This is a genomic window from Herpetosiphon sp., from assembly GCF_003512625.1.
Classification (GTDB): domain Bacteria; phylum Chloroflexota; class Chloroflexia; order Chloroflexales; family Herpetosiphonaceae; genus Herpetosiphon; species Herpetosiphon aurantiacus.
Window position 1 is genome coordinate 19,060 of the sequence record NZ_DOPT01000106.1, and the last position, 9,791, is coordinate 28,850.

At 52.6% G+C, this 9,791-nt stretch carries 7 protein-coding genes and 1 tRNA gene; 4 read left to right on the plus strand and 4 right to left on the minus strand.

All coding sequences use genetic code 11. The features are described from left to right. The first annotated feature begins 37 nt into the window (after positions 1 to 37). Complete coding sequence (locus DEF47_RS24235) at positions 38 to 1,609, plus strand: ATP-binding cassette domain-containing protein (protein ID WP_012192230.1); 1,572 nt, start codon at positions 38 to 40, stop codon at positions 1,607 to 1,609. On the opposite strand, the gene rnhA is transcribed toward DEF47_RS24235, so the two are convergent. From rnhA to DEF47_RS24250, 3 genes are all read right to left on the minus strand, one after another. Beyond that, on the minus strand, positions 1,610 to 2,320 hold the full coding sequence (gene rnhA / locus DEF47_RS24240; RefSeq protein WP_012192231.1) for a ribonuclease HI: 711 nt from the start codon (positions 2,318 to 2,320) through the stop codon (positions 1,610 to 1,612). 62 nt (positions 2,321 to 2,382) lie between these two features. Then, entirely contained in the window at positions 2,383 to 2,847 is a 465-nt protein-coding gene (gene bcp / locus DEF47_RS24245) for a thioredoxin-dependent thiol peroxidase (protein ID WP_012192232.1), read from the minus strand. 152 nt (positions 2,848 to 2,999) lie between these two features. Continuing rightward, on the minus strand, positions 3,000 to 4,004 hold the full coding sequence (locus DEF47_RS24250) for a LacI family DNA-binding transcriptional regulator (RefSeq protein ID WP_012192233.1): 1,005 nt from the start codon (positions 4,002 to 4,004) through the stop codon (positions 3,000 to 3,002). A 313-nt stretch (positions 4,005 to 4,317) separates the two neighbouring features. On the opposite strand from DEF47_RS24250, the gene ptsP reads away from it, so the two are divergent. The 3 genes from ptsP to DEF47_RS24265 all read left to right on the plus strand — a co-directional run bounded on the left by ptsP (position 4,318) and on the right by DEF47_RS24265 (position 9,653). Further along, entirely contained in the window at positions 4,318 to 6,795 is a 2,478-nt protein-coding gene (gene ptsP, locus DEF47_RS24255; RefSeq protein ID WP_012192234.1) for a phosphoenolpyruvate--protein phosphotransferase, read from the plus strand. Then, complete coding sequence (gene pfkB, locus DEF47_RS24260; RefSeq protein WP_012192235.1) at positions 6,792 to 7,784, plus strand: 1-phosphofructokinase; 993 nt, start codon at positions 6,792 to 6,794, stop codon at positions 7,782 to 7,784. Before ptsP ends, pfkB begins: the two co-directional genes overlap by 4 nt. Before the next feature lie 417 nt (positions 7,785 to 8,201). After that, positions 8,202 to 9,653: a PTS fructose transporter subunit IIC gene (locus DEF47_RS24265; protein WP_012192236.1), complete on the plus strand. Its 1,452-nt coding sequence runs from the start codon at positions 8,202 to 8,204 to the stop codon at positions 9,651 to 9,653. Between the two features lie 61 nt (positions 9,654 to 9,714). On the opposite strand, the gene DEF47_RS24270 is transcribed toward DEF47_RS24265, so the two are convergent. Beyond that, positions 9,715 to 9,790 (minus strand) — tRNA-Arg (locus DEF47_RS24270). Between the last annotated feature and the right edge of the window lies 1 nt (position 9,791).

Consider the following 9,791-nt stretch of genomic DNA (forward strand, 5'->3'; position numbering starts at 1 on the left):
ATAGCGTTTGTATTTAAGCAACGAATGGCTGTGTGCGATGTTTACCTGCCGCCATATTTCCAAGCAATTTGGTACGCTGCCCGTGATCGATGAGGTCAGCTTTGATCTTGCGCCTGGCGAGGTGGTGGGCTTGACTGGCCAAAGTGGTGCTGGTAAATCGGTATTGGTGCGTTTATTGGCGGGCTTGGAAAAACCCGATACTGGGGTGATTTCGACCCGTGGCCAATTAATTAACTCGACCCAAAGTGCCTTTCGGGCTGGGTTGGCGGTCATCCATCAGCAGCCAGTGCTAGTTGAGCATTTGGATGTGGCGAGTGCGATTTTTTTGGGTCACGAGGTTGGGCGCGGTTGGCTGGGTTGGTTATCGTTGCCCAATCAGCGCCATCACGACACCATGGCGCGGCAAATTCTAGCCCAACTTGGTTTAGAGTTGCCATCGTTGCGCACCTTAGTTCGTAATTTATCGAGCGAACAACGCCAGATGTTGGCGATTGCGCAGGTGCTGATCCGCAAGCCGCAAGTTGTGATTATCGATGAGCCAACGCCGCTACTGCGCTACGAATATCAACAAACGCTGCTCGAATTGATTCGCGAATGGCAAGCGCAAGGTGTGGCGGTGCTGTTTAGCAGCCAAAATCTTGATCATCTATTTGCAGTGAGCAATCGGATTTTGGTGTTGCGGCGCGGGCGCTTTGTGTTCGAGGCGGCCACCGAAAAAACCTCGCGTGAGGAAGTGGTGCGGGCACAAATTGGAGCGCGAGATCAGCAACATCTCACACCAATTATTTGGGCCTTGGAAAATTACCATCGTGCCAGCCAACAAGCCGAGGCCTTGCGCCAAAGCCAATCCAGCCTAGAGCACGATTTAGCTAGCCAGAATCAGCTTAATCGCCAATTGATTGGCCAACTCGATCAACAGGTCAGTAATCTTGATCGCGCCAATGCGGCCTTGCAAGAAGCCCAACGTCGTTTGCTTTCCGAGCGCGAAGGTGAGCGCAAAGTGCTTGCCCGCGAGCTGCACGACCAAGTTATTCAAGATTTGGTGAGCCTCAATTATGATATTGATAATTTGCGCAGCCAAATTGACGACCCTGAGCAAGCCAGCCTTGGGCTTGACGATTTGCGCGATAACATTCGCCAATTGGTGAGCACAGTACGGGCAATTTGTGGTAACTTGCGCCCGCCAACCATCGATAGCCTTGGGGTCAATGCGGCAATTCAATCGTTTGTGCGCGATTGGAGCAGCCGCAGCGGCATTGAAGTGCAGCTTGATCTCGACGACGATTTAGAGCGCTTGCCCGAAATGCTCGAAATTTCGGCCTTTCGCATGATTCAAGAGGGCTTGAGCAATGTGCGTAAACATGCCCAAGCCACCAAAGTTGGCATTAGCCTGCGTACCACCGCCCGCCGCACTCTGCTCCTGACGATTGCCGACAACGGGCGCGGCTTGCAAGCTGAGATTAATTTGGCGGCGCTGGCGAATGCAGGCCACTATGGGTTGCTGGGCATGAGCGAACGGGTGGCGCTGGTTGGCGGGCGTTTCCGCGTGCACAATCGGGCTGGCGGCGGTCTCATCCTCGAAATCGAAATTCCCTACCAACCACTTTAACTAATCGCGATAGCCTTGATCGATCGGCAAATTGGGCTGATGGGCTGCCTGCACCGCCAAGCGATCGCAACGCTCGTTATCCTTGACTCCAGCGTGGCCAGGCACTTGCACCCATTCAATTGTGTGGCCTTGAGCTAGCTCCAACAATTGTTGCCAAAGATCCGGATTTTTGACTGGGCCAGTTGTTGTGCGCCAGCCATTCTTGCTCCAACGCTCGGCCCAACCTTTGTGCATGCCATTGATCACATAGGCCGAATCGCTATAAACCACTACCTTGCTCGGCTGGCTCAAGGCTTGCAGGCCGGTAATCACGCCCATCAACTCCATGCGGTTGTTGGTGGTGCGAGCAAAGCCGCCCGTTAATTCGCGCATCTCCGAGCCAGAACGCAATACCACGCCATAACCGCCTGGTCCAGGATTGCCATCGCTGCCGCCATCGCTGAACAACACCACTTTGCCTTCGTCCAAAGCTTTTTGCGGATCAATTGCTAAGCTGACTGGAGTGAGATCAACGTTTTGGGGAATGCGTTGAGGCGCACGGCCCGCCCGTTCGCGATACCATGCCTCGGCATCAGCAAAGCTAGCAAACCCCTTAAAAACCGCCTGATCGATGCCCTTGACTTGGGCTTCAGCACCATCGTTGCCAAACCATTCGTTGTAGATTCCAGGTTGGCGACCCTTGACCACCGCATAAAATTTTCGTTTTGCCATACAACTTTCTATTTAACCTAAAACACCCCAACTCAAACAAGCCTGAGTTGGGGTACAAATACTTACTTAATCAGCAACTTCAACGCGCCGCTGACACTATCGGCGGGGCTGATTTTGCCTTGAACATCGATTAAATAGCCGTTTTCGTCGATGATAAAGTGCGAACGAGTTACGCCCATATATTTTTTGCCGTACATCGACTTCTCGCCCCAAACCCCGTAGGCCTCAGCGAGGCTATGTTGCTCGTCGGCCACCAGCAAAAATGGCAGATCAAACTTGGTTTTGAATTTTTGGTGCGAAGCCACCGAATCTGGGCTGACCCCGATCACGACGGCATTTTGTTCCTCGATTTGTGGATAGGCATCGCGAAAACCACAGGCTTGGGTGGTGCAGCCAGGCGTATCATCTTTGGGATAAAAATAGAGCACCACACGCTTGCCCCGAAAATCGCTCAAGCGAATCGTTTCCCCATTATCGGCGGGCAATTCAAATTCTGGCGCAAGATCGCCAACGTTTAATGTTGTCATCAGTAAAAGCCTCACACAAAAGAGTTGATTGGATGTATTGTAGCCTGTTTTAAGCAAGGATGAATGCTGAAGTATGAAATTTAATCACGAAGCGCACAAAGGACACGAAGTTAGTTACCTTCGTGGTTCTTCGTGTCCTTCGTGGTTAAAAATTAGGCTCTTACCCGCTGCTCAACACTCGATTCGCGCACAATCAGCTCGCCTTGCAAAATGATTTTGCGGGTTGGCCGTTGTGGGTCTGCCACCCGTTGCAAGACTAATTCCGTCGCTGAGCGGCCAATTTCATCGGTTGGTTGGGCTAAAACAGTTATCGCTGGCTGCACCAAACTGGCCCAAGCTGTATCATCGAAACCAACCAAGCCAATTTGCTCAGGCATCTGCAAACGCCGTTCACGAATGGCTTGAAGTGCGCCAGCCGTCAGTAAGCTATTGCTAGTAAAAATGGCCTCTGGTGGTTGCGGCAAACGCAAGAGATCCAAGGTTGTGCTATGGCCAGCTTCGCTGCGTGGTCGCACAAAGCGCAAATATTCGGGCTGCATGCTGATGCCTGCATCGCGCAAGGCATCTTCAAAGCCGCGTTGGCGTTCGCGCCCAGTCGTGCTGGCCTCACCAAAAATCGCCCCAATCCGCCGATAGCCTTGATTGATCAGATGTTGGGCCAAGGTATAACCAGCGCTCACATTATCCAACAGCACGGCATCAACATCGCCACTGCGCAACGAACGGTCGATTAATACGGTCGGAAAGCTCAAATTCAATTCATGAAAGCGATTGAGGGTTTGTAAGGTGGGCGAGAAAATCACCCCAGCCACTTGCTCGTCGCCCATCAGTTGCAAATACAGCAATTCTTTTTCGGGATTTTCATCGGTGTTGCAGAGCAGCACATTGTAGCCATGGGCATAGGCCGTATCTTCGACGGCACGGCTAACGGCGGTAAAAAAGGGATTACGAATATCTGAAACGATCAAGCCCAAGGTGTTGGATTGCTGCGAACGCAAATTGCGGGCAATCAAATTAGGCCGATATTCGAGCTGAGCCACCGCCGCTAACACCCGTTCGCGCACCTCTTGCCGCACATGCGGATGATTGGCCAAAACCCGCGAAACTGTCGCCGTTGAAACATTGGCTGCTTTGGCAACATCTTTGATGCTAGACATAGCGAGACTCCCCTTGGCAGTAGTCGATTGCAGTGCTGAAAACGATTGCGGCATTATAGCAGATTAGTGCGCTTTTTCTTAGGATGTATTGTAATCGATTTCACAATAGAATGCTAGTACCTAAGCCAAATAGTGGCTTGATAGGCTTATTCTACTGAAAAACATTGTAAAATCAAGCCCTCTTGTGAAAAGTATTGACAAATTCTTTGTAATCGATTACAGTAATTTCAGCAAACAAATTCAAAGCTCTCCCCGCAACCCTACCTGAGCCACTACTCACAACGGGTAGCCATCAGCGACAAAGGAGTCCGACGTGATCGAGCTACAGCAGCGTCATATCCAACTCAAGAGTCAGCCCGCCAACAAGCAAGCGGCAATTCAACAAGCAGGCCAGCTTCTGGTTGCCAATGGGCAGATCGAGTCTGGCTATATTCAAAGTATGCTCCAACGCGAAGCCCTTTCGAATACTTATCTTGGCAATGGCATCGCAATTCCTCATGGTTTGCCCGAAGCCCGCGATCTGATTCGCCAAACCGGAATTGTGGTACTGCAAGTGCCCAACGGGGTGCAGTGGAATCCAGGTGAAACTGTGCACTTAATCGTTGGCATCGCCGCTCGCTCCGATGAACATATTGCAATTTTGCGCCAACTTACCCGCGTGCTTGGCGATAAAACCTTAGTTGACCAACTCACCCACACCACCAATCCTGATGATCTGATTCGCGCATTGACTGGCGCTGAAACGGCTCCCGCAGCCTCAGCGGCTCCAGCTATCAGTGTGGCGGTTGCCAGTGACCAGCCCTTTTTTGAAACCAAAGTTTTGAATCCCACTGGCTTTCATGCTCGCCCGGCCACAACCTTTGTTGATTGCGCTAAGCGTTTTCAAGCGGAAGTGCGCATACGTTATGGCTCGCGTGAGGCCAATGGCAAAAGCTTAATCTCTATTTTGCAACTTGGCATTCCCCATGGCGCGACGATTCAGGTCACGGCTCAAGGTGCTGATGCCGCTGCGGCGCTACGTGGTTTACAACAGGCATTGGCCCAAGGCTTAGCTGATGAAACAGCGGAAACGCTTCCAACACGCGCTGCAGTCGATGTGCGCTGGACACCCAAGGCCGTTGAGCAGACGATCAATGGCATTAGCGCCGCGCCAGGCTTGGCGATTGGCTTGCTCCGCCGTTATAGCCATAGCGAGTTGGTGATCGAAGATCGGCCAAGTGACCCGATGGTTGAGGTCAATCGCTTTGAGCTGGCATTGGCCGCTGCCCAAGCCGAGCTGTCAACGCTCTATGATGAAGTGCAAGCGCGAATTGGCTCAGGCAAGGCGGCGATTTTCCGCGTGCATAGCGAAATGTTGAGCGATACCAGCCTTGTGCAACAAACCGTCTCGTTGTTATTTGAAAAACATAGCGCTGAATGGGCTTGGCATCAGGTGATCAGCGGGCGCGTGGCCCAAATCGAAAAACTTGACGATCAAGTGCTAGCTGGCCGTGCGGTTGATCTGAGTGATGTTGGTCAGCGGGTGTTACGCCAGTTGATCGGCGGCGATCATCAACGGCCTTTGAATGCAGCCACGCCAGTGATTATTTTGGCCGACGATTTGACTCCCTCAGATACCGCCGCCTTTGACCCCGACACTATTTTGGGCTTTGGCACAGTACGCGGCGGCCCAACTTCGCACACCGCAATTTTAGCGCGTTCGCTGGGAATTCCAGCAATCGTTGGGGCTGGCGAAGGCTTGTTGAATTTGCCCGAAGAAGCAATTGCAATTCTCGATGGCTACAACGGCAAATTGTATCTCAACCCAAGTAGTGCCGATATCGAGGCCGCGACCAACTTGCAAGCCGAATTGGCCGAACAACACGAGCGTGCTCAAGCTACGCGCTTCGAGCCAGCCCAAACCAGCGATGGCCATCGAATCGAAATTGCTGCCAACATCAATCGCGTTGCTGATGCGAGTGTTGCCGCCGCTGCGGGAGCCGAAGGCGTGGGCTTGATGCGCACCGAATTTCTGTTCCTTGAGCGCGATAGTGCTCCCAGCGAGGAAGAACAATTCGAGGCCTATCGCGATATGGTGCAAGCGATGGCGGGCCACTCGGTGATTATTCGCACGCTGGATATTGGCGGCGATAAAGTTGTGCCCTATCTCGATTTGCCCAAAGAAGATAATTCGTTCTTGGGCATTCGCGGGATTCGACTCTGCCTAGCCCGACCTGAATTATTTATCCCACAGCTCCGTGCGATTTATCGCGCCGCCGCTTTTGGGCCGCTCAAAATTATGTTCCCAATGATTGCCACCTTGGAAGATTGGTACGCCGCCCGCGATTTGGCTGAGCAAGTGCGCCGCGAACTCGACGCGCCTCAAGTGCCACTCGGCATTATGGTCGAAGTGCCATCGGCGGCAGTGCTCGCCGAACAATTTGCCCAAGAAGTCGATTTCTTCTCGATTGGCACCAACGATTTGACCCAATACACCCTAGCAATGGATCGTTTACACCCACAATTAGCTAGCCAAGCCGATGGCCTGCATCCAGCGGTGCTGCGAATGATCGACCTGACCGCCCACGCCGCCAACGCCCACAACAAATGGGTTGGTGTATGTGGTGGCATTGCCGCCGATGCCCGTGGTTCCTTGATTTTGGTGGGCTTGGGCGTGCATGAACTCAGCGTCAGCGTACCAGCCATCGCCGAACTCAAAGCTGCCATTCGTCAACATAGCTTGGCCGATTTACAAGCACTCGCGCAACGTGCCTTGGCATGTCGCAGTGCTGCCGAGGTACATCAATTATGAGTATCGTTACATTAACGCTCAATCCCGCCATTGACCAAACGATTTTCATCAATAATTTTCAGCTGGAAACCGTCAATCGGGCCTACGATCTCAAGAGCCATGCTGGGGGCAAAGGCGTGAATGTCGCCTCGCTGTTGGCAGCCAACGGCCATAAGGTGGTGGCAACTGGCTTTTTGGGCGACCAAAACACCGAATTATTCGATAAATTGTTTGCCGAAAAACAAATCGACGACCAATTTATTCGAATTCCAGGCCAGCCACGGGTTGGCATCAAAATTAGCGATCAACAAACCCAACGTACCACGGAAATTAATTTGCCTGGCTTGACCCCAACCAACGAGCAATTGGATGCGATTCGCGCCACAATCAAACGCTTGGCTGCTGACGATAATCAATGGTTTATTTTGGCGGGCAACGTGCCGCCAGGTATTCCCAGCACAATTTATGGTCAGCTGATCGAAATTATTCGCGCCGCAGGCAAGCAGGTTGTGTTGGATACCAGCGGCGAGGCCTTGCGCTACGGGTTGGCTGCCTCCCCAACCATCGCCAAGCCCAACCTTGCCGAACTTGAGCAATTTGTAGGCTACCCGCTGACCAGCGAACAAGCCGCCGCCAAAGCAGGCCGCGAACTGCTCAGCCATGGCATCAAACTGGTGGTAATTTCGATGGGCGAACATGGCGCACTCTTTTTGGATAACGCCCAAAGTTTGGTGGCGATTCCGCCGAGTGTGGCGGTACAAAGCACGGTCGGCGCAGGCGATGCCATGGTTTCAGGCTTGGTTGCCGCCCAAACCCAAGGGCTTGATCTTGCGGCGAGTGCCCGCTTGGCCACGGCCTTTGCTGCCGCCAAAATCACCCAGCTTGGCAGCAACTTACCCGCCGCCGAAATTGTCGAGCAGATTCGTGCTGATGTGGTGATTCGCCCATGCAATGCGCAACTTGATGTGTTGCAACGTGGCGCGAATCAACTTAAAGGCGTTCCACTCTAATTTAAGAATGAATTATGAATTATGAGAGATGAAGGCAGAAGGCAAAATCAAAAGCCGAGTGATCAGGGGTCAGGGATCAGACGTTGAAACCGCGAAGCACACGAAGGACGCAAAGAGGGTTTTAACACAGAGGCGCAGAGGGTAAGGCTTGTTGGCTATTTGTAATGGTTCACTGGGTTGACAATGAATTGTATGCCCTCACCTCATCGCCCGCCTACGAGGCGAGGGGGAACCGATCCAACCGTGCGCCCCTCGCCCGCCGTAGTGGGAGAGGGGTCGGGGGTGAGGGAATGCTGGAACTGATTGGTAAAGGTTTTGGCTAGCGGAACATACGTGGGTTTGGCAACAGGCGCTTGACATTGAAGGGATACCGATCCCCAGCCCCTGCCCCCGAACCCTCGTTATAAGGAGCATCCCATGGCACGCATTGTTGCGATCACCTCATGTCCAACTGGTATTGCCCACACATTTATGGCCGCCGAAGGGGTTCAACGTGGCGCAGAAGCCCTTGGTCATCAGATTAAAGTTGAAACCCAAGGTTCAGTTGGTGCGCAAAATGTGCTGACTGAGGCCGATATTCGTGAAGCCGATTTGGTGATTATCGCCGCTGATACCAAAGTTGATCTTGGTCGCTTTGTAGGCAAGCGGGTTTATGAAACCTCGACCAAAGCAGCGATTACCGATGGTCAGGGAATGGTCAAAACCGCCTTTGATCAAGCCAAAACCTATAACGCTAGCGGTTCAGCCAACCTTGCTGATACCGTCGATGATCTCAAAGCTCAACGCTCGGCCAGCCGCTCCGGTCCCTACAAACACCTAATGACTGGGGTTTCGTATATGCTGCCGTTTGTGGTTGCAGGCGGCTTGCTGATTGCCTTGGCTTTTGCGATTGGCGGCATTTATGTATATGAAGATCAATATGCCAACACGCTTGGTTGGTCGTTATTCCAAATTGGGGCTAAATCGGGCTTTGCGCTGATGGTGCCAATTTTGGCGGGCTTTATTGCCTTCTCAATCGCTGATCGACCTGGCTTAGTGCCTGGAATGATTGGCGGGATGTTGGCCAGCAGCAATGGCTCCGGCTTCTTGGGTGGCATCATTGCTGGTTTTATTGCGGGCTACGCTACCGATTGGCTGAACACCAACATTCGTTTGCCAAAAACCTTGGCTGGCCTCAAACCTGTGTTAATTCTACCGTTGCTCAGTACTGCAATCGTCGGTTTGTTGATGATTTATGTGATTGGCAAGCCCGTTAGTGCGGTTAACACCAGTTTGAATGAGTGGCTGACCGGGTTGCAAGGAACCAACGCGATTTTGCTGGGCTTGTTGCTTGGGGCAATGATGGCCTTCGATATGGGTGGGCCAGTCAACAAGGCCGCCTATACCTTTGCGGTTGGATTATTGGCTAGCAATGTGTATGCTCCAATGGCTGCCGTAATGGCTGCTGGCATGACTCCGCCGCTTGGTTTGGCCTTGGCCTCGTTACTCTTCAAAAATCGCTTTACCGCCGAAGAACAAGAAGCCGGCAAGGCAGCGGCAGTGCTTGGCATTTCGTTTATCACCGAAGGCGCAATTCCCTTCGCAGCACGCGATCCATTCCGCGTGATTCCAGCGATTATGCTTGGCTCAGCCGTTACGGGAGCACTCTCGATGAGCTTTGGGGCAACCCTGCAAGTGCCACACGGCGGAGTGTTCGTGTTGCCAATTCCCAATGCAGTTGGTAGTTTGGGCTTGTACATTGTGGCAATTTTGGTGGGCACAGTGGTGACGGCTGCCGCCTTGTATGCGCTCAAACGCCCGTTGCTGCAAACTCCCGTTACTACTAGCGAAACCAATGCTAGTGCAACTTCAGCGGTCAGCGTGCGCTAAAACATCAACCGATCGAGCTAAAAACAAAAACCGTGATGAGCAATACTCATCACGGTTTTTTTGGCGACTCCGGCGCGACTCGAACGCGCGACCTTTTGCTCCGGAGGCAAACGCTCTATCCACTGAGCTACGGAGTCG

What these genes read in the sequence shown, in the direction of transcription:
- DEF47_RS24235 (WP_012192230.1), top strand. Translation starts at nt 38, where the DNA reads ATGTTTACCTGCCGCCATATTTCCAAGCAATTTGGTACGCTGCCCGTG.
- pfkB (WP_012192235.1), top strand. Translation starts at nt 6,792, where the DNA reads ATGAGTATCGTTACATTAACGCTCAATCCCGCCATTGACCAAACGATT.
- rnhA (WP_012192231.1), bottom strand. Translation starts at nt 2,320, where the DNA reads ATGGCAAAACGAAAATTTTATGCGGTGGTCAAGGGTCGCCAACCTGGA.
- bcp (WP_012192232.1), bottom strand. Translation starts at nt 2,847, where the DNA reads ATGACAACATTAAACGTTGGCGATCTTGCGCCAGAATTTGAATTGCCC.
- DEF47_RS24250 (WP_012192233.1), bottom strand. Translation starts at nt 4,004, where the DNA reads ATGTCTAGCATCAAAGATGTTGCCAAAGCAGCCAATGTTTCAACGGCG.
- DEF47_RS24265 (WP_012192236.1), top strand. Translation starts at nt 8,202, where the DNA reads ATGGCACGCATTGTTGCGATCACCTCATGTCCAACTGGTATTGCCCAC.